The organism is Virgibacillus proomii (assembly GCF_900162615.1).
Taxonomy (GTDB): Bacteria; Bacillota; Bacilli; order Bacillales; family Amphibacillaceae; genus Virgibacillus; species Virgibacillus proomii.
Map to the genome: position 1 here is coordinate 1516636 of NZ_FUFN01000010.1, position 21380 is coordinate 1538015.

At 36.3% G+C, this 21380-nt stretch carries 17 protein-coding genes and 2 pseudogenes; 12 read left to right on the top strand and 7 right to left on the bottom strand.

Annotated features, from left to right (window positions below; genetic code table 11):
- Positions 1–7: 7 nt before the first annotated feature.
- From ectB to BN1066_RS14545, 3 genes are all read left to right on the top strand, one after another.
- Positions 8–1288: a diaminobutyrate--2-oxoglutarate transaminase gene (ectB, locus tag BN1066_RS14535; RefSeq protein WP_077320176.1), complete on the top strand. Its 1281-nt coding sequence runs from the start codon at positions 8–10 to the stop codon at positions 1286–1288.
- Positions 1289–1314: 26 nt separating this feature from the next.
- Entirely contained in the window at positions 1315–1701 is a 387-nt protein-coding gene (locus BN1066_RS14540) for an ectoine synthase (protein WP_077320177.1), read from the top strand.
- A 121-nt stretch (positions 1702–1822) separates the two neighbouring features.
- A complete protein-coding gene (locus tag BN1066_RS14545) occupies positions 1823–2797 on the top strand; it encodes an HD domain-containing protein (protein ID WP_077320178.1) in 975 nt (324 codons plus the stop codon).
- Positions 2798–3901: 1104 nt separating this feature from the next.
- On the opposite strand, the gene BN1066_RS14550 is transcribed toward BN1066_RS14545, so the two are convergent.
- The 3 genes from BN1066_RS14550 to BN1066_RS14560 form a co-directional block, all read right to left on the bottom strand.
- Positions 3902–4252 (bottom strand): DMT family transporter, encoded by a 351-nt coding sequence (locus tag BN1066_RS14550; protein ID WP_077320179.1) that lies wholly within the window; start codon positions 4250–4252, stop codon positions 3902–3904.
- A 20-nt stretch (positions 4253–4272) separates the two neighbouring features.
- Positions 4273–4596: a DMT family transporter gene (locus BN1066_RS14555; RefSeq protein WP_077320180.1), complete on the bottom strand. Its 324-nt coding sequence runs from the start codon at positions 4594–4596 to the stop codon at positions 4273–4275.
- A 132-nt stretch (positions 4597–4728) separates the two neighbouring features.
- On the bottom strand, positions 4729–5268 hold the full coding sequence (locus BN1066_RS14560; protein ID WP_077320181.1) for a TetR/AcrR family transcriptional regulator: 540 nt from the start codon (positions 5266–5268) through the stop codon (positions 4729–4731).
- A 584-nt stretch (positions 5269–5852) separates the two neighbouring features.
- On the opposite strand from BN1066_RS14560, the gene BN1066_RS14565 reads away from it, so the two are divergent.
- The 7 genes and pseudogenes from BN1066_RS14565 (at position 5853) to splB (ending at position 13110) form a co-directional block, all read left to right on the top strand.
- The gene (locus BN1066_RS14565) at positions 5853–6668 is read left to right on the top strand and encodes a metallophosphoesterase (RefSeq protein WP_245799802.1); all 816 of its coding nucleotides are present in this window, start codon (positions 5853–5855) and stop codon (positions 6666–6668) included.
- A 333-nt stretch (positions 6669–7001) separates the two neighbouring features.
- Positions 7002–7817 (top strand): annotated as a pseudogene (locus BN1066_RS14570) (lipid II flippase Amj family protein).
- 152 nt (positions 7818–7969) lie between these two features.
- Entirely contained in the window at positions 7970–9157 is a 1188-nt protein-coding gene (locus tag BN1066_RS14575) for a phosphoenolpyruvate hydrolase family protein (protein ID WP_218668080.1), read from the top strand.
- Positions 9158–9648: 491 nt separating this feature from the next.
- Complete coding sequence (locus BN1066_RS14580; protein ID WP_077320183.1) at positions 9649–10875, top strand: Tm-1-like ATP-binding domain-containing protein; 1227 nt, start codon at positions 9649–9651, stop codon at positions 10873–10875.
- Between the two features lies 1 nt (position 10876).
- Positions 10877–11698 (top strand): phosphoenolpyruvate hydrolase family protein, encoded by an 822-nt coding sequence (locus BN1066_RS14585; RefSeq protein ID WP_077320184.1) that lies wholly within the window; start codon positions 10877–10879, stop codon positions 11696–11698.
- A 133-nt stretch (positions 11699–11831) separates the two neighbouring features.
- Positions 11832–12089, top strand: coding sequence for a transcriptional regulator SplA domain-containing protein (locus tag BN1066_RS14590; RefSeq protein ID WP_077320185.1), 258 nt, complete (start codon positions 11832–11834; stop codon positions 12087–12089).
- Positions 12082–13110: a spore photoproduct lyase gene (splB, locus tag BN1066_RS14595; protein ID WP_077320186.1), complete on the top strand. Its 1029-nt coding sequence runs from the start codon at positions 12082–12084 to the stop codon at positions 13108–13110. Before BN1066_RS14590 ends, splB begins: the two co-directional genes overlap by 8 nt.
- 54 nt (positions 13111–13164) lie before the next feature.
- On the opposite strand, the gene BN1066_RS14600 is transcribed toward splB, so the two are convergent.
- A complete protein-coding gene (locus tag BN1066_RS14600) occupies positions 13165–13545 on the bottom strand; it encodes a TIGR02328 family protein (protein WP_077320187.1) in 381 nt (126 codons plus the stop codon).
- Between the two features lie 506 nt (positions 13546–14051).
- Here BN1066_RS14600 and BN1066_RS14605 point away from each other — a divergent pair.
- Complete coding sequence (locus BN1066_RS14605; RefSeq protein WP_077320188.1) at positions 14052–14864, top strand: ZIP family metal transporter; 813 nt, start codon at positions 14052–14054, stop codon at positions 14862–14864.
- Between the two features lie 194 nt (positions 14865–15058).
- Here BN1066_RS14605 and pabB read toward each other — a convergent pair whose 3' ends face one another.
- The 3 genes and pseudogenes from pabB to BN1066_RS14620 form a co-directional block, all read right to left on the bottom strand.
- On the bottom strand, positions 15059–16795 hold the full coding sequence (pabB, locus tag BN1066_RS14610) for an aminodeoxychorismate synthase component I (protein WP_245799803.1): 1737 nt from the start codon (positions 16793–16795) through the stop codon (positions 15059–15061).
- Positions 16764–17372: an anthranilate synthase component II gene (locus BN1066_RS14615; RefSeq protein ID WP_077320190.1), complete on the bottom strand. Its 609-nt coding sequence runs from the start codon at positions 17370–17372 to the stop codon at positions 16764–16766. The genes pabB and BN1066_RS14615 overlap by 32 nt, the downstream gene beginning before the upstream one ends.
- A 93-nt stretch (positions 17373–17465) precedes the next feature.
- Positions 17466–18545, bottom strand: a pseudogene (locus BN1066_RS14620) (C45 family autoproteolytic acyltransferase/hydrolase); the annotation flags it as partial.
- Between the two features lie 1056 nt (positions 18546–19601).
- Between BN1066_RS14620 and BN1066_RS14625 the strand changes: the two are divergent.
- Entirely contained in the window at positions 19602–20852 is a 1251-nt protein-coding gene (locus BN1066_RS14625; protein WP_143695842.1) for a YeeE/YedE family protein, read from the top strand.
- Positions 20853–21380: the final 528 nt, after the last annotated feature.

Genomic DNA, 21380 nt, shown 5'->3' on the forward strand with positions numbered 1-21380 from the left:
TGATTTTGTGACTACAACAGTAGTAAAAAATAATCGCATGCAAACTTTTGAAGAGTTAGAATCAGCTGTTAGAAGTTACAGTAGAGGTTGGCCAACTGTATTTGAAAAGGCTAAAGGCTATAAGCTGTGGGATATAGAAGGGAAAGAGTATATTGACTTTTTTGCGGGGGCTGGCGCTTTAAACTATGGACATAATCATGACATTATGCAGGAAAGATTAATTGATTATCTACAGAATGATGGAATTGTTCATAGTTTAGATATGGGAACAACACCTCGCAAGGATTTTTTAGAAGTATTCCATAATATTATTCTCAAGCCCCGAAATTTTGACTATAAAATTATGTTTCCTGGACCAACAGGAACAAATACGGTAGAAAGTGCTTTAAAAATTGCCAGAAAAGTTACCGGACGAGATACCGTAATTAGTTTTACCAATGCGTTTCATGGTATGACTATTGGTTCATTATCGGTTACCGGTAATTCATTTAAGCGGCAAGGTGCAGGAATTCCACTTCATCATAGTGTTTCTATGCCGTTTGATAATTATATTGATAATCAGGATTCCATTGCTTATTTAGAAAGGTTTTTAGAGGATAGTGGCAGTGGTGTTTCTTTACCGGCAGCAATTATTTTGGAGACAGTTCAAGGTGAAGGCGGTATTAATGCAGCAAGTATGGAATGGCTGCAAAAGATTGAAGCAATTTGTAAACAATGGGATATTTTGTTGATTGTCGATGATGTCCAGGCGGGCTGTGGAAGAACTGGAACATTTTTCAGTTTTGAACCAGCAGGGATTTATCCGGATATTGTTTGTTTATCAAAATCGATTGGTGGAATTGGTCTACCGATGGCGATTACATTAATAAAACCGGAATTTGATCAATGGGGACCAGGTGAACATAACGGGACATTCCGGGGAAATAATTTAGCTTTCATTGCAGCAACGGAAGCATTACGTCATTATTGGAAAGATGAGCGCTTTACAGAAGATATTTCACGGAGAAGTGAGCAGGTGAAAAATCGTAGTGAGTTAATTATTGAAAAATTCCCATCACTAAATGGAGAAGCCCGTGGCAGAGGATTAATGCAAGGGATTGCTCTACCTCAGAACGGACTGGCTAATCAGATCTGTCAAGCAGCATTTCAGCGTGGGTTAATTGTTGAAACTTCTGGTCCAGATGATGAAGTAGTGAAATTTCTGCCTCCTTTGATCATCGATAAACAAGGAATTGATGAAGGGTTTGATATTTTAGAAGCAAGTATAAAGCAAATAGTGAAGAAATGAATTAATCAAACAAAGGGGAAATCATAATGATTGTCAAATCACTTGAAGATATTATTGGAACGAACAATGAAACGACCAGTGAGAACTGGACAAGTAGACGCTTTATCATGAAAAAGGATAATGTCGGCTTTAGTTTAAATGATACCATTATTAAAGCAGGCACTACTAATTTCTTTTGGTATAAAAATCATATTGAAGCAGTTTATTGTATTGAAGGAGAAGGGGAGATAGAAAAGCTTGAAACAGGTGAGGTATATCAGATAAAGCCTGGCACCATGTATCTGCTAAATGAAAATGATAAACATGAGCTTCGTGCTAGAACACAAATGCGTATGGTTTGTGTCTTTAATCCACCATTAGTTGGAACCGAAAGCCATACAAAAGAAGGTTATTATCCACTGTTAACAGAATAATAGGATAATTGAAAGGAGCCATCTAATTCTTGGCTCCTTTTAAGTTCAATAGATATATTATAATATGTTATTGAATAGCTGAAGAGTATCATATGGATAGCGTACGAAAGAAGGGGAAAAAATGGTAATTAATGATCCGTTATATGGAACTTATCAAGTGGATGGTGTACTTGCTGCATTAATTAATAGTCGGCCTGTACAGCGGTTAAAAGGCATACATCAAGGTGGTGCAAGCTATTTGGTCAATCGAGCATGGAATGTAACTCGTTTTGATCATTCTATTGGAGTTATGCTTCTTATTAAACGATTAGGGGGATCGCTGGAAGAGCAAATAGCCGGTTTACTGCATGATATTTCGCATACAGCTTTTTCTCATATCATTGATTTTGTGATGGATAATGAAAAAGAAGATTATCATGAACGTATTTTTCATGAAGTTGTTATAAACTCGGAATTGCCGCTAATATTAAAGATGTATGGCTATAATTATGAAGAAATCATAATGGATGATTCAAAATGGACGCTATTAGAGCAGTCTGCCCCAGAATTATGTGCAGATCGGGTTGATTATACACTTCGAGACATGTATACATATCGTAATATTTCACTTGCTGATGTAGAAGCATTTTTACAAAATCTAATTGTGATAGACGGTAAAATGTATCTTAATAAGTTAGAAATCGCTGAATGGTTTGTAGAATTATATTATAAGGAAGTTATTGGTTTCTTTATGGATCCTTTAAATATATATGGAAGTGATCGATTAACTGTTATTTTACAGCAAGCATTGGAAAAAGGAATCATCTCTTTATCCGATTTTTTCTTAGAGGATGAAGAAGTAATTGAGATATTACGTTCAACTCATGAACAGGAAATTACACAATCAATCGCACAGTTACAACAACCCGTTTCTGTTATTGAGGATGAAAAGAATTATCATATTCATCGTAAAACGAAGCTCCGTTTGATTGATCCATCAATTTTAAGTAAGGGTCAGCTTATTCGTTCATCAAAGTTGTCCAATCGAATTAAAGACATGAATCAGCAAGCGTATGAAAAAGCAAAGAAAGGATCATATGTGCAGATTTTAGGATAAGTAAACTGGATAGCTCAGATGTTGGATCTATTTAATAACACATAGCAACCCCCCGATTTTTTTCCATAATATAGGAAAAACACTGAATTTATAAATCCATTAATAATAAAGAAGTTATAGACATAACATTTAGAAAAGCTATTTAAGCTAAGTAAAAAAACGACCTTTTTCAAGCGGCGCTAGCTGAAAAATGAAACACTACTTAACAGGTGATTTGCAATTAGGAAAACGGTCAGGCCAGGATATGAGCATATGAAGAAAAGGTCAAATACGGTTTTAATTGTTATGATGGTTTTGCAGCTATAGGAGCAATACCGTTGGTTCCAGAAAAAAGGTATAGCACCAGGAATATTAATTCTCTATTATCCGATCGTGCTGTCTTCATTAGTGCCCATGTTTAATTATTTATTCGGATTGTATTTGTACTAGGAAGGCATACCAGCTTCTGGTAAAGAAGAAAGGAAGTATAAACAGTTTCAAATTTAAACTAAGAAAATAATTGAGATGAACAGTAGATAAACTTTAGCAGAAATCAAGGGAAAGGAAAAAAAGATGTAAAAATATACATTGTAGGAAAATTTACAGCTATTTTGTATGGAGGAAGACAGGGAAACTATTTACATAAGCAGAATCAATTAAAATACTACAAAATAATTGGTTCTATGATGTTCTAGGATTTTGCCACTAATGATAGCGAATTACAAAAATTAAACAGATTACAAGTTTTAAACATATGCTCTTGTTACCCGCCCAACAGCGATTGTTAGGACTTATTAAACTTAAAAATGGCTGATTGTAACATTTCCTGTCCACTAATATTCATTCCATAACCTTTAAGGTTTTCTAATCTATGTAACATTTCCTACTGTCCCTTCATATTTGGCTTTCTTTCCTCTTATTTCAATTCTTACAAAATAGCTCACACGTATTCGCTTGGATAAAATATAGCGTTTTATCTACCAGGACAATTCGATTTTGTCCATAACCCTAAATATAATTAACTGCAAAGATAGCCCCCATTACGATAGTTATAATTCCGATTTTGTAGTAATACGAACAAGAAAGTGAAAGGTTTTAAAAACCCATAAAAACAGCAAGCGAATATTAGCCACTGGATCGGTGAGGAGTGGTTTCTTTGGTAGGTGCCATATTTAGTAATATAACTCCTCCAATGATCGCTATTAAGCCAATGGCTGTTAATGAGCCAAAAGGTTCATTCCATATGAATATACCAATCAAGGCAGTTAAAGCTGTTCCAAGACCTGACCAAATAGCATAGGCGAGGCTTAAAGCAATTGTCTTCAAGCTTAAAGATAAATAATAAAATGTTAGGCTAAATCCAAGGATAAAGCATAGAGTTGGAATAAGATTTGTAAAGCCATTTGATAATTTTAGCATGGTTGTACCAAACACTTCAAAGACAATCGCAATAATTAAAAAAAGATATCCTTTCATTCGTTATCCCCCGCTTGTCATTAATTTCCAGTAGCTAACCTCAACGTAACAACACCACCTATAATAAGAAATAAGCCAACTATTTTCCGCATATAGACATGTTCTTTAAACAATAGGATACCTAACACTGCTGTAAGCGCAGTTCCTGCTCCCGACCAGATAGCATAAGCTGTACTTAACGGTATTTTAGTCAATGTTAACGATAAAAAGTAAAAAGCCGTTCCCATACCCAAAACAACACCTAAGGATGGAAGAAGGCGTTTAAAACCATTAGACAGCTTCAGCATCGTACTGCCGAAAACTTCACTAATAATTGCAAAAAATAATAGGGCAAAAGGATTCATCGTATCCCTCCTCGTTTATTTTCTATCGTTTTTTAATGTATGATCTTCTTACAAACTTTCCTGTTGATTTATTAAATTACTTGTACGTAGTGACGTTTATTTGTTCATTGTTACTTGGCTATTCAAACATGTCTATTTCGTCATGTCAATTAAACGAGTGATCACTTTTTCCCGCAAATCTTTCTGTAAAGGTGCCATATTTAAAAGCTGTGAATAATATAGTCCATCGATCGCAAGACGAATGATACTCGCATCAACAGGATCTAGCTTATCCTGTTCTATTTTAGATTGCATGTGCTGATACCCTTCAGACATCTCTTTTGTCATGTTGGGATCTAGCATAGAGGTAGCCATAATTCCTATATTAAGCTTTGCATTATTTTCAAGATCCCAATTGGATACTTGAATAAGAGAACGTGTCCATTTCCCTTTATCCACCGGATCATTAGCTGCATATTCATAAAACAAGTTTGTATATTGTTCAAAAACATAATCTGCTAAGCCTTTTAACAATGCATCTTTATTGGGAAAGTGATATAAAAGACCGCCCTTGCTAATGCCGGCATAATTTGCTACAGCTTCTAGGGTTAAAGCATTAAAATCATGTTCTAATATAAATTCCGTACCAGATTTTAAAATATGCTGGCGTTTCTTTTCAGCTTTGGATGCCAATATTACCCCTCCAAATAACGAAAACTTGACTAGAGCTCGGATGTAGATGTTTTCCCAGTTGTACCTGTACTTAAACCCACCCAAACATTTTGTGACTTTGATTTACTTCTAAGCAAAAACCTTATCGATCTATGATTACAGATAGTGGATGATTCCAACTTAAAAGACCGTCTGGACGGTTTATATTATTTTACTAATTTCAAGTAACATTGTCAATCCATGTATTTTGCTATAGGGAAGTATAAAACTTTAGGCTTTATAGTATAAGAAAAACGTTGGCTTTCGCCATAAAGACTTGGCAACTAGCCAAGTTTTTTCTTTTTCTAATTAATTGGAAGTAAGAATAGGAGAAAAAATGTAAAGAACAAAAGCTTGAAACTCGCAAACGTCTGTTAACGAAGCTAAATTCAAGGAAGTTATCCACCATGTAGAAATAGATCCACTTTTCTATCCAATAAAAAACGCGGTGATTATTGAAGAGACGATAACCTTTATCACTACACTATATGGATAGAGGCACTTCCATATATTACAAGTTAACATTGAATAGATAGGCTTTATAATAGAGTATGGAGGTGAACGGTTTGTATATTGGTTTAATTGTACTAATTCTATTATGCTATTTTTTATATAAGGGCTATCAAAATACACATTCGTTCGTTTTAAATGAGATAAAGGTCGAAACAGATAGTGAAACCAGTAAAAACACATCGCTTAATATATTGCATATTTCGGATATGCATATTGAAAATATCTCGGTAACACCCGAACGTTTAATTGAGAGCATTGATTCAAAGCGAATTGACTTAATTGCGTTAACTGGTGATTTTTTGGACCGTAAGCGAAGCATTCCCAAATTAATTCCTTACCTAAAGGTATTACGTAAGCTTCAACCAGTTTATGGTGCGTATGCCGTATTTGGTAATCATGATTATATTTTGAATCGTAAAAGCTTTGCGCGGTTAAAAAAGGTGCTAAATGAACACGGCTTTAAAACATTACAAAATGAAAATAAGCAAATACAAGTACAGGGTAAATGTGTCAATATTATTGGAATTGATAATTTTAGTACGAATCATAGTGATTTATTAAAAGCATTTGATGGTGTAGAAGAAGGAAGTAATTTAGTGTTGACACATGACCCTAATGTTGTGTTAAAAATGAATGAATACCATTTTGATTATTTACTTTCAGGCCACTTTCATGGCGGACAAATTCATTGGCCAAAGCCTTATCATCTTCGGAAAATGGGGAAGTTAGTCAAGATGAATATGGTAAAAGGCTTACATCTCTTAAATGGCAGACCATTTTATATTAGTGAGGGTCTTGGGCAAACGGGTGTTAATATCCGTGTTGGTAGTCGACCGGAAGTCACGATTCATCACTTGCCAGTCAAATAAAATGATGGTGCTATCTATCATAGTAACCCGGGATGTTTTACACATGAATATATGGATAGTAGCTTTTTTATAATCCGTACTCTGAAGATTTAAATGAAGGAGTAAGGGATATTAGGAGTAACATTGCTGTTCTATGGATTTTAAGGAAAATTATATAGGATGATCTTAAAAATACTGATTTAGAGCAGTGTGTTTTAAATAAGATAATAGAACAGTCAAAACAAGCTAACTGAAAATGGGGCTATTTGAACTTCCTCTATAAGTCAAGGTGGAACTATATAGAATCGTCTTTTTTATGCTATGATAGATAAAAAACTTAAGGAAGTAACGATCATGGACTTTTTAACTGGGAAGTTATTACTCATTTTTTTATTTATCTTTATTATTCATAGTATTGAAACGCTAGCTTATGCGGTTCGCTTATCGGGAGCAAGGGTGAAGATGATTGCTTCAGCTCTTGCTCTTTTTAATGTTATGGTTATTGTCTCACGTTTAGCAAATATGATGCAACAACCTTTTACAGGTAGCTTGATCGATACAGCACCTGCTGAAAATACACTTCAATTTGTAGAATATCAGTATCGAATACTAATTGGTGCGTCTACTGCAGGAACAGTAGCTGGTATTATGATGTTTCCAACGTTTATCGCTTTATTTTCCAGAGCAATTATCCATTTATCAAATGAAAATGGCTCGATACCAGCTTTAATTCGAAAAGGTCTATCCGTTGATTTTTTTCTGCGAGGGTAGAAGCATGTTCGTTTCCCTAGAAGATCGGATGTAACTGGAATCAAGTTTAGGGATATACCTATGAAGTTATTTTTTATTAATATGGTTATTACTGCTATTTATACAATTGGTGTATTAGCAGCCTTATATGCTTCTTTAATTGTACCGGAACGAGCTGCTACAGCAGTAATGGCTTCTGGACTAATAAATGGTGTTGCAACCATTTTGCTCGTTATTTTTGTAGACCCTAAAGTATCTGTGCTTGCGGATGATGTCGTAAACAATCGTGGAAGCTATCAAACTTTAAAAATAGTTTCATTAATGATGGTAAGCTCACGGCTTTTTGGCACATTATTGGCTCAAGTTTTATTTATTCCTGGGGCAAAATATGTTGCATGGTTTACGAAATTTATAATTTAACGGCTATAACAGAAAGATATTTGGTTAGTGTCAAGCCGTTTTCAGAACATGCGTTTCCAACTAAGGAAGATAGTACTAATGGAATATATATAATCGGAAAAATAGCAATTTTGGTACGAAATATTCAAAACTAAGCGTTATGGAGAGTAAAAATGATGAATAATAAGTTCCAGTTACTGCAAACGTTAAATCAACAAATTAAAGCAAATAAACATATTATTGGAGTTGCTGCCGGATCGGGTCTTACAGCTAAATATGCCGAACAAGGTGGCGCTGATTTTATATTGGCGTTAAGCTCTGGAAGATTTCGTCAGATGGGAGTAAGCTCGTTAGCTGGTTTTACTGCATGTACGAATAGTAATCAAATGGTAATGGAATTTGCTTTTAAGGAAGTATTGCCAACTTTAAAAAAGATCCCAACGATTTTTGGCTTATTTGCTACAGACCCTACAATTGATATGAAAGCCTATATTAGACAAATTAAAGCCAGTGGTTTTGCCGGAATAAACAACTACCCGACAGTGGGATTGATTGATGGCCAATTCCGCGAAGGCTTAGAGAGTCAAGGTATTTCTTTTGCCAAAGAAGTAGAGGCGATTCAATTTGCGAATGAGCTGGATCTGGTTACTGTAGCTTTTGTCTTTAATGAAACACAAGCAATAAATATGCTCAAAGCCGGTGCAGATATAATTTGTGTGCATCTTGGTTTAACTGTAGGTGGGATTTTAGGTGCCAAGCAAATTCAATCATTACAATCTGCTAAGAAGTTAGCTGTGGATATCTTTCATGCATGTGATAAGGTAAACCCGAATGTGATCAAAATGGTTTATGGAGGACCTGTTAATCGGCCGATCGATGTGCAATTCATGTATGATGGAACAGAAATAGATGGGTATATCGGCGGCTCTGTATTTGAACGTATCCCGGCAGAGCAGATTATTTTTAATATAACCAAATCATTTAAAGAAACGTATGATGTTAAATACGAGACATATATACAAAAAATAATGGCTGGTTTTTCTAACAAGGAAGACTATGTGGAGTTTATAAAAGATTATATAAGTACACACTATATGGACGAGATTACGTTAAATGATTTAGCAAGTATATTAAATCTTTCCAGACCTTATTTAAGCTCTTTATTTAAGACAGAGGTAGGAATTCCATTTACACAATATTTGATTGATTTTAGATTAAATCGAGCTATAGAAATTATGCGGGAAAAAAGACTCCCTCTTTCCACAGTTGCCGAAATGGTTGGTTATCCTGATTATGCTCAGTTTAGTAAGATATTTAAAAAAAGAATAGGTGTTTCTCCAACCATGTTCACGTTCAGATGAAAAATATAAACATAGGGATTGATAAAGCTTCAAGTTTTATCATAAACACAACTAGCAGATTGTTTGTACCAAAAGCTAATGCTAACTAATTTTTTAATATGATTTCATAGTAAGTTTTTACTATTACAATTTATTACTTTTTTGTTAAAACAGGTATAAATCTTACGTAATGACAAAATATACAAACATAAGCACATTACTATTTACGATAGGAAACGGTATCATTTGATATAGAAAGAAAAACACAAATGCCTTATAGGTCATAAGTCGGGTGTTTGAGCCTTTCAACAATTGGTATCGTTTTCTCATTTATTCCTGTAAACGCATGTAACAGGAATAGTTGTGAGCTAAGAAAAATAAGTGAGTGTAACGATCCCTACATGCCCGCTTCGTTCAAATGCCTTTAGGTTATACCCTTGTGGTACAAACATTCCGGGTGGTAAGGCTTTCCTGGAATGAAGGTTCAGTTCATATGAAAGGGGAGAAGTATATTGAGTAAAACGATTGCTTTAGCAGGTACGTTCGATACGAAAGGAAAGGAATTTTTGTTTGTAAAAGAACTGATTGAGTCGTTAGGCTTTAGAACATTGACGATTCACACAGGAGTATTTAAACCGGCTTTTGATCCGGATATTTCCAATGAAGTTATTTTTCAAGCTGCTGGAGAAAATATAAAAGAAATTGTGGAAGCTGAAGATCGGGGAAAAGCGACGCTTGTTTTATCAAAAGGAATGGAAATTGTCTTACCACAGTTATATGAACAAGGGAAGCTTGATGGAATTCTTTCGTTTGGTGGCTCCGGTGGGACTTCAATAGTTACACCTGGAATGAGAGCATTACCAATTGGTGTTCCAAAAATAATGGTATCAACAGTTGCTTCAGGTAATGTAGCTCCTTATGTTGGAACGAGCGATATTATAATGTACCCATCGATTGTTGATGTAGCTGGATTAAATAGAATTTCCACCAAAATATTTACCAATGCTGTTTTCGCTATTGTTGGAATGTTGAGCTTTGAAAACAAACAGCGCTTTGATAACAAGCCTTTATTAGCTGCCACGATGTTTGGATTGACAACTCCATGTATCAACTACGCGAAAGCATATGTCGAAAAGCAAGGTTATGAAATGCTTGTATTTCATGCTACGGGAGTTGGTGGACGTACAATGGAAAGCTTAATTGAAGCAGGCTTTATTGAAGGTGTACTGGATATAACAACAACAGAATGGGCAGATGAAATAGTGGGGGGGGTACTTGGTGCTGGACCTCATCGCTTAGAAGCTGCAGTAAAACATAATGTCCCACAGGTTGTTTCAGTAGGAGCCATGGATATGGTGAACTTTGGACCTTATGAAACTGTGCCAGAACGATTTACCGGTCGAAAGTTTTATAAGCATAATCCAACTGTAACGTTAATGCGAACCAATATGGAAGAAAATAAACAAATAGGAGAAGTTCTTGCAGAGAAACTTAATATGGCCTCAGGAGATACAGCTTTAATCTTACCATTAAAAGGGCTATCTGGTCTTGATGTACATGGACAGCCGTTTTACGGACCGGAAGAGGATCAAATGCTATTCGATACGTTAAAAAAGAATATTGATCGAGATAAAGTTCAGGTGATTGAATTAGAAAAGGCGATCAATGATCGTGCGTTTGCAGAAGCAGCAGCAGAGAAGCTTATCCAATTAATAGAAGAGAAAAAAGGAGAAAATTAATATGTTAAGATCAGAAATTTTACAACGTTTTAAAGAACAAATTAAAGAAGGGAATATCTTATTAGGTGTAGGAGCAGGAACTGGTATTACCGCAAAAAGCAGTGAAGCCGGCGGAGCAGACATGTTAATTGTTTATAATTCGGGTCGCTATCGTATGGCAGGTCGTGGTTCATTAGCTGGGCTTCTCTCCTATGGAGATGCTAATCAAATTGTAGTTGAAATGGGAAGTGAAGTATTGCCAGTTGTCAAGGACACTCCAGTATTAGCTGGTGTAAACGGAACCGATCCATTTCGGGTTATGGATGTATTTTTAAAGGAGTTAAAATCTCAAGGATTTTGCGGGGTACAAAATTTCCCGACGGTTGGATTAATTGATGGCGTGTTTAGACAAAATTTAGAAGAAACTGGAATGGGCTATGATTTAGAAGTTGATATGATTAAAAAAGCCCATGAACTAGATATGTTAACTACTCCATATGTTTTTAATGAAGAACAAGCAAAGAAAATGGCGGAAGCAGGTGCAGATATACTGGTAGCACATATGGGGTTAACTACTAAAGGATCAATTGGTGCTAAAACAGCACTGACTCTTGATGACTCTGTAGAACGTATTCAGAAAATAGTTAACGCTGGTCGAGAGGTCAATCCAGATATTTTAGCTATTTGTCATGGTGGACCAATCGCTGAACCACAAGACGCTGCATATGTTATCGAAAAAGTAGATGGGATTGTCGGCTTTTTTGGTGCGTCAAGTATTGAACGATTTGCAGCGGAAAAAGGAATAAAAGAGCAATCCGAAGCCTTTAAACAAATCCGTTTATAAAAAAATTGGAACGACAACTCTGCTGGCATGTTGACTTTTTCTCAAGGTTATGGAAGTTAATTTTTTTTTCGTAAACATAAATTATATACAATGGTGCATAATGAGGGTAAACGATAGGAAGTTAGGTGATCATATGGAAATACAAGAAAACTTTCAACCTGGTGAAGTTGTTTATGTCATTATCCGCAATCCTCATGCACAAGATGTAGCACAAGTTCAACAGGCTGCTGTTGTAGAGAATCCTGAACAGCCGAAAGAATTAGCATTGTTTATTTATGAAACGTTCTACCCATTAACAGATGAAGTAGCAGTCTATAAATCAGCCGATGAAGCTGAGGTAGCATATGAAGCTGCTTTCGGTACATCTGATCAGGAAGGGTATCATGGTTAAGCCGTTTATACCGCAATTAGTATACGTAGAACCAAGAGCATTAGACTATCCGTTAGGGAAAAAGCTGATATCCAAGTTTGAAAAGATGGGAATTGAAATTAGACAAACGACTTCACATAATCAAATTCGAAATTTACCAGGGGACAATCACTTTCAAAAATATCGAGTTGCCAAATCGACATTGGTTCTAGGGTTGCGAAAAACGTTAAAATTTGATACATCAAAGCCATCCGCAGAATATGCCATCCCTTTTGCAACTGGTTGTATGGGACATTGTCACTATTGCTATTTACAAACAACGATGGGAAGTAAGCCATATATCCGCACATATGTTAATGTTGATGAAATATTTGATGCTGCAGAACAATATATGCAAGAACGAGCGCCAGAGATTACTCGGTTTGAAGCATCATGTACTTCAGATATTGTCGGTCTTGATCATTTGACCCACACATTGAAGCGAGCAATTGAGTACTTTGGCAGAACAGAATATGGCCAATTAAGATTTGTAACTAAATTCAGCCATGTTGATCATTTGTTGGAAGCAGAGCATAGGGGGCGAACTCGATTCCGCTTTAGTATCAATGATGATTATATTATTAAATATTTTGAACCTGGTACATCCAGATTACACGAGCGAATTGAAGCAGCTGTTAAGGTCGCTGAAGCTGGTTATCCTCTAGGGTTTATTGTAGCACCGATTTATTTACATGACGGCTGGAAAAATGGCTACAAGGAGATGTTTGAAAAACTGGAAGCAGCATTACCAGAAAAAGCGAAAAAGAATCTTACCTTTGAAATGATTCAACATCGCTTTACGAAACCTGCTAAACGAGTAATACAACAAAATTATCCCATGACAAAACTGGAATTAGATGAATCGAAGCGAAAATGGAAGTGGGGACGGTATGGTATTGGCAAATACGTATATCAAGATGAAGAACAAGCAGAGATTAAAGCTACTTTAGGAGGATATATTAATACCTACTTTCCTGATGGAAAAATTGAGTATTTCACGTAACTAAAAGGTTGCCTGATTAGGCAGCCTTTTCGTTTGCTACGATGTCATAGGTATTTAAATGTCAATGCCCTTTGCTTTTAAGTTGTCTAAACAATCTTGTAAATACAACTCATCATGCTCTGGATAAATAGGGAAATCTGGAATAAAACGTTGTTCCCCTTTATACAAGCTTTTTTCCGTATGAGATGGACAAGCTTTTCCACGATAAAACGGGTCTTTCCAAAGCGGGTCAACTTGATAACCTCTCTGCCGCATTTCTTTCATAATAAATTGATGGTACAAAAATAGACGATATGGAGAATAGGTAAAAACATAATTTACAGTAGCATGCTTTTTCCCCCAACCGTTTCCTCTTAATGCACAACACTCTCGATGTTGACCTAATAATTGCTGTCTTGGTAGGTTGGAGATAAGTTGTTGATGCCAAAGTCTCACACGTTTACCTCCTTTTTTATAAGGTCCGTAAGATTCCTGCTTGAAGAGTTAGGAAATACGAAGATGCCTAGCATCTCAATGCCTCATTCACTTCGACAAACAAGGAAAGTTTCTACAGCGACACATCTTACGTAAAAAAAGCAGTATTCTTTTTCAAGGACAAGAAAGCCTTCTTGATTAAGCATGATGTTTTTACAAGGATAAGGGGCGCTACGACTACAATAATCGGGCTTGAAATCTTAGATCTGTTCTCTATAGAAAAAAGCCCCGTTGACTAAAGTCCCGCTTTATTAGTTGTAATATCAGTACGGTTTATCCTGATATGTTCGAGTGATTCTAAGGTGATCATATCTCTAGGGTACGTTCTGTCTTTAAATATTATACTACTATAAAGTTCATTGATTTAGGCATGTGAAACTTACTATGTTAAAATAATTATGTATAGATTAGAAATGAATTGAAATTTTTTATGAAAATACAGCAATACGAAGAAGGTGTATCATAATATGGATTATTTCTATTCCTTACATCCAGTTATTCAAGCGATGATTGCAACATTATTTACATGGGGGATGACCGCCCTTGGCGCAGCTTTAGTATTTACGACGAAAAATTTTAACCAGCGTTTTTTGGACAGTATGTTAGGGTTTGCGGGAGGTGTCATGATTGCGGCAAGCTTCTGGTCATTACTCTCTCCTGCCTTAGATATGGCTGAAGCAAGTGGTAAGATTGCCTGGATTCCAGCGGCCATTGGTTTTATGGCAGGAGGTATATTCCTTTGGGGGATTGACAAATTACTTCCGCATCTCCATCCAACATCACCAATCCAAGAAGCAGAAGGAATTCATCCTGATCGGAAAAAGCGAAGCACATTACTCGTTTTAGCAATCACCCTTCATAATATTCCAGAAGGATTAGCAGTAGGAGTAGCGTTTGGCGCTATTGCGGCAGGTCTGCCTACAGCTACAACTGCTGGCGCAATTGCTTTAGCGATTGGAATTGGGATTCAAAACTTTCCAGAAGGATTAGCAGTTTCCATGCCATTACGTAGGGAAGGAATGTCTCGGAAGAAAAGCTTTATGTACGGTCAATTTTCAGGCATGGTAGAGCCAATTGCAGGGATTATTGGAGCACTTGCGGTTACGTTTATTCAACCATTATTACCGTATGCGCTCAGCTTTGCTGCAGGTGCTATGATCTTTGTGGTTGCTGAGGAGGTCATTCCTGGTTCTCAAGAAGCTGGTAATCGAGACTTGGCTTCTATGAGCTTAATGGTTGGTTTCACTGTGATGATGATACTCGATGTTGCACTTGGTTAAATATGTTAGTAACGATTTTCTTCTATCGTTGAGAAGAAAATCGTTTTTAAAATTTATTTCATCAGAAGATCTCAGTTTGCACATCGCTACGTGAGCTTTCTTGCTTTTGTTTTTGCGTTGCAGGTTCAGGTGAACAGCATCTAGCGGATTTTCGGACTCGGCACCCAAGTTGATTACAGCCATTGTATCAACTGTTAACTGTTTATGATAACTGGAACCCATTTTTTTACACTATTAATCAACCAGATATTTGTACATTCATCCAATTCATTTAATGTAATCACTTTTTCAGTAATTCGTCCTTTATCTATTAAATACTGTCGAAAAGTGCCTGCTAATAATCCACATTCTACTGGTGGGGTATAAAATTTTCCATTGCGTTCGACCACTACATTACCAATCGTAAATTCTGTGAGCTCTTCATCGGCATTCCATAACAATACATCATCTGCCAGAGGGTGCTCATTTAGAAATGCCTTGTACATACCTCGATTCGTTGTTTTATAGTAGTAAAATGGATTGGCTTTATCAATCGGATGCTTTGCTATTGCAACTTGTATCGGTTGTGTTTTTGACTGTATATTTTGAATTTCGATTGAAATTTCTTCTGCATTAGTTACTAAGAGTCGCAGTTTATATATTCCTAAGGGATAGCGATTAGCTATTTGTTGCAGTTGTTGTTGAATGGAAATTAAATCTATTGGGTAAGCAAAATAGTCTCCTGATTTTGCTAAGCGCTGTAAATGATAGTCAAGTAAATAATAGCTGCCATTTTCTAGCTTTATCGTCTCCAACAGGTCAAACTTCTCCGGCTGTTGTTGCAAAAAACGAGCTTTCGTTAAAATTTCATCATACTCTCCATTACTTGTAGAGTCCCAAGTAATGCCTCCACCAACTCCATAATATGCTTTGCCGCTAGAATTCTCAATAAATACCGTACGGATTGGTACGTTGAAAATCGCCTCTTTTTCCGGAGTAATATATCCGATAGCACCACAATATATTTGTCGCGGAGTGTCTTCTAAATCATGGATAATTTTCATGGTACTTACTTTAGGGGCACCAGTAATTGAGCCACAAGGGAATAATGCTTTAAAAATTGCCGGAATATCTGCTTTTACCTCAGCAGTAACAGTTGAAGTCATCTGAAAAACCGTTGGATAGCGTTCAATCGTAAATAGATGAGGAACCTCCACTGTTCCAGGTTTAGCAATAGTTCCCAAGTCATTTCGCAGCAAGTCCACAATCATTACATTTTCCGCCCGGTTTTTTTCCGAATGATATAACCAATGCGCAAGCTCGTCATCTTCTCTAGCTGAAGATCCTCTTTTTACAGTACCTTTCATCGGTTTCGTTGTAATCTGTCCGTCCTTTAAATGAAAGAATAGTTCAGGGGAAGCTGATAAAATGGAGTAACTCCCAATATGTAAGTAGGCGGAATAGTTGGCAGCTTGGGACTCTGCTAACTGTTGATAATATCCATAACAATCACCACGAAAGCGGCTATGTAACCGAATGGTGTAGTTCACCTGATATGTTTCTCCATTTTCAATATGTTGTTTAATTTGCTTGATATATTTCTGATATTCTGTAGCCGATACATTAGCTTTCCATTCATCTATATGAAAATTTCCTGCTTGTACCGTATTAACTGTAATCGTTTCTTTAAAAATACCAAACCATAACAGTGGGAATGTTCCGCCTGAATGGACTTTAAAAGCAGAATCAAAGGCTGGAGCAGCTTCATAGGAAACAAACCCTGCAGCATAATAACCAGCGTCAACATACGCTTCAACTGTTTCTAAGCAAGAGACGACCTCTTCTAGCTTAGTAGCTTGAATAACAGTATATGGATTGGTAAATTCTAATGTTTGCTTTTCTCCAACTTGATTAGCAAAATCAAAATGAAGATAAGGAATGTCTTGTTGCATATGTAAAACCATCCTTTTTCCCAAAAAAATTTCTTAACAGGTCTATTCCTTGTTCGGATAAAACGGCTTCCGGGTGAGCTTGAATACCTTCAAGGGGATAGTGCTTATGCCGAATAGCCATCACTTCACCATCCTCTGTCATGGCACTAATTTCCAAGCAGTTGGGAAGTGAGTCTGCAGCAACAATTAATGAATGGTATCTTGTAACGCTAAGCGGATTTGGCAAGTTGTAAAATATACCTTTATTATCATGATGTATATACGATACTTTACCGTGCATTGGCTGTTTAGCTTTTTTAATCACTGCACCAAATGCTTGAGCAATTATTTGATGGCCTAAGCAAATTCCGATAATAGGGTAGTTTTTATATAACGTAGTGACAATCTCTAGAGAAATCCCGGCTGAATCAGGAGTACTTGGTCCGGGAGATAGCAAAATAGCTGATGGTTGTAATTGATTAATTTGTTCAAGCGTAATTGCATCATTACGAACAACATGTGTTGTAAAATTAAGTTGGTTAAGATATTGAACGAGATTATAAGTAAAAGAATCATAGTTATCAATGACTAATATCATAATTATCCCTTCTTTTTAAACATGAGATAAACTATATTATCTACAGAAATGAAAAATTCTTAACATGCTTTTGTTTTTACGATAATCTTTCATCTACGTTATATATTTCATATTAACAAATCCCTGATTGGCATTTAATTCACCTTTGATTTGTTTAACACGTGTATTTGTACCTTTTAACCACTGGGAAAAATTAAAAATGAATGGTTTTCGATTTCCTCCCAAAGCGAGCCACGTACTTTGTATTTTGGGTAAATAAAGTGCGGTATGCAAAGTGCCAGCCCAGGCCCCGTATTTCTCTGAAAAAACTCCTTTATCTGTATCATTTAACATGCGAAAAGCTTGATATGAATCAGACACATGTCTAGATTGTTGTTCCATTAAGGTATATCGATGGATAGAATCGTCCATGCGATAACGGTTTTCCTTTGTTAAATAAGTAAAATGGTTGGTACAAATATGAGCGTCATGTACAGCAATCTTTCGCGGAGAAGCCTCGACGACTTTTTTTTCACCATGCTTATCTAATAGAACATAGCTAAAGGAATGTCGATGGGGAATTGCTTTTAATAAGGCAATTGCCTCCTTTACAATGGAACAGGATTCTAAAATAATTCGACCAATCATATTACAAAGAAAACGGTCAGCGGATTTTTTTCACTATAGAAAAGTATAAAATTTTAGGGTTTATAGTATAAGAAAAACTACAGTTTTCGCCATAAGGACTTGGCGACAAGCCAAGTTTCTCTAACGATTGATAAAATTATATCCCATTACTAAACCTTTTTCATTCATTCCATCCGTCCGACCCGTTATTTGCATCGTCGGCCCAATGGTAGCATAACCGTTGTCCGTCGGCTGATAGATCGCATAGCGACCTTCATAGGAAGCTGGGTCATTATCATAGTTTCGCACTAAATAATTTGTGGTTACATAAATGGAGCAACCTGAATGACCATATTCTACATAATAACCACCAAATTCCTGAATCGCTTCATTCAGAGTCATGTTTAAGGCATCTGCCAATCCTTTAAACTCATCCCAAATTCCAGGTGCAAACTGGTGTAATAGATTCTTAATAGTTTGATGATCAATAATGAAGTGACGTTCTTTTAACGAAGTCCATTGTTTTTTCCGATTAGCCATGATTGGTGAATGCTTTAATAGATTTCCTTGATATACACCTTAATCATAGTGATTCCCACGATACTGAATAATATCATTGTATACATGTTTCATGATAAAACTCCTTTTATGAGCGTAAAATAGAGGACATTTTAAAAAAGAAGTACAGCAGACTATATAAAGTTTAGGCTATTTAAACTAAAAAGCATATTAAAATGCATTATACTGCCTATCTAGGGGAAAACAGCTTTTTCAAGGAAATTGGAAAGCAATAGATAAGGAGGATTGAGCTGCTTTCATATACTAGGAGTAATGCCTTTTAAAAAATGTTAGCTGTCATTTGGTAAGTGACAGCTATTGAGCGAAGTATTGCAGTTTATTTTGTTTGCGTATCTTCTAGGAAAATATCTCTGTTTCACATGTGGCTCTCTTTTTTAAAACATAACTTCATCTAGTATAAGCGCTCTCTAACAAACTTCGATCTTCTTCCTGCGATAAATTAACATCGGTTCGAATCTAAAGGAAGGCCGACTAAAAAGTGGGCTTGTTGCCTAGGCATCTGCAACCTCTGTTTTAAAGGCATGTTTTCTTTATCCCGATTGTAAAGAGCCGTATTTCTCGCCTTTGAAAAATCTGCTTATGATTTTGCGAACTCTATGAAAGAAATGGCTCCTAATTTTCCGATTCGTTTAGGCAACAGGACAAGTAAGACTACGACAGCGATACACCGCGATTTTTCAAGGACAAGAAAAGCTTCTTGAATAAACATCGCACGCAGAAAAAGTGCTTTCCTTTTCAAGGAGAAAACACGACTTGAATGAAGTATCTCTTATCTTCTAAAAAAGTTCTCCGTTTGTACGCCGTTAGCCGAGCGTATGGCTTTTGATTATTTGAGCAGTTCTATATCTCTGAAACTCTACATCGGAACGCTGTTTGTTATGTTTATTTCGATTGTTTTATTTTTCTAACATAATCGATCTAGCCGCCATTTTCCGCAATTTCAAATATATCGTGTGTGTATTTATAATTTATTGACACCAAATTAACAAGAGTGTATTATAATGAAATAAATCTGACTATTTTTATAAGAAAGGGGTGTTTTTGGTGGCTAAAACTAATTTAATTAGAGAAGAAACAAATGCGGTTTCTAAAGAAACGGTAGATTTAAATAAACCACAGCAGACATTAGTGTTAGGTGGGTTAACGGTAACGGCAATTTTATTCGTGTATTTATTGACAACACAATCTATCATTCAACCATTGTTGCTTATTATTGGCACATTACTAGGATTTACACTGTTTCATGCTCGATTTGGTTTTACCTCTGCCTTTAGACGATTTATGTCGGTAGGAAATGGGCAAGCGCTGCGTTCTCATATGCTTATGTTGGCTGTTGCCGTTACTTTATTTGCCCCCATTCTAGCATATGGTTATTCTTTCTTTGGAACAGAAGTTAGCGGTTATGTTTCTCCTGTAGGTGTTAGTCTTATCGTAGGAGCTTTTATCTTTGGTATTGGTATGCAGCTTGGGGGAGGGTGCGCTTCGGGAACCTTGTATGCGGTTGGTGGGGGGCGCTCGGTTATGTTTATAACGCTTTTCTTCTTTATTATTGGTTCAACCATTGGAGCGAAACATCTTCCATTTTGGACAAATGAACTTCCAAGTTTAGGGAAGATTTCTCTAGCAACTTCGACCGGATTAGGGTATGGTGGTGCATGGGTATTATCCCTTGCTATTTTTGGGCTTATTGCGTGGCTTACCATCATCGTTGAACGAAAAAAGAAAGCTCCTAAAATGGCTTCGTTACCTTCTGCACAAGGGTGGAGACGAATTTTTCGAGGTTCATGGCCATTATTTGCAGCAGCAATTGTATTAGCAGTTTTAAATGCACTTACGTTAATGACGCGTGGTACACCATGGGGAATCACTTCTGCATTTGCATTGTGGGGGTCTAAATTAGCACAACTATTCGGAGTCGATGTAACTAGCTGGGGATACTGGCAAGGAGAAAATGCTGAAATTTTACAAGCTTCGATATTTGCTGATTCTACCACTGTATTAAATTTTGGAGTTATCCTTGGTGCATTTATCGCTTCAGCACTAGGCGGACTATTTAAGTTTACGAGATTAAATGCTAAAAATGCAGCTGCATCAGTTATTGGCGGGCTGCTAATGGGATATGGGGCAAGGCTCGCCTTTGGTTGTAATATTGGTGCTTATTTTGGAGGAATTGCTTCATTTAGCTTACATGGATATATTTGGGGAATGTTGGCTTTAGCAGGCACATTTATTGCACTCTACCTTCGACCGATGTTTGGTTTGTCGGTTCCAAAATCAAAGGATTCATTTTGCTGATGAAACGTCGCCGAACAGAAGTAGATCTGGTTCGGCGATTTTTAGTTATCTAGGGTATTCGTTTTTATCTAATGTATATCTATTTATCTTTTTGAAAGTAGCTTCGTCTAGCTATCACTCAAGCTGCAACAAACTTCGCTATTCTTCTAAGATAAGTCAACATCGGCTTCTTATGATGTTGTAAGAAAGGAAATCGTGAAACCTGCTATCGGTTCAAACTATATTTTATATCCTCTATCTATCAGGATGTTCATGAACAGCTATTCGGGAATAACCATATTATTGCTTGACCCTTTCCAGAGCACTTTATTTTATGCGGAAAAGGGTTTTTCGCTTCAAAAAAGAAAGATGGCGGTGGAGGAAATCAATCCTGTCAAAATGTTATTAAAGTATGATTGATCTTTCGTTAAAGCAATACGCCGGAATTATTTACAACTGGATTTATAGATGATCAACGCTTTGCTCATTGATGTTAAATAACATAAAGCAATCAAAAGCAGTATTGAAAGTAGTGTGGTTGAATGATAG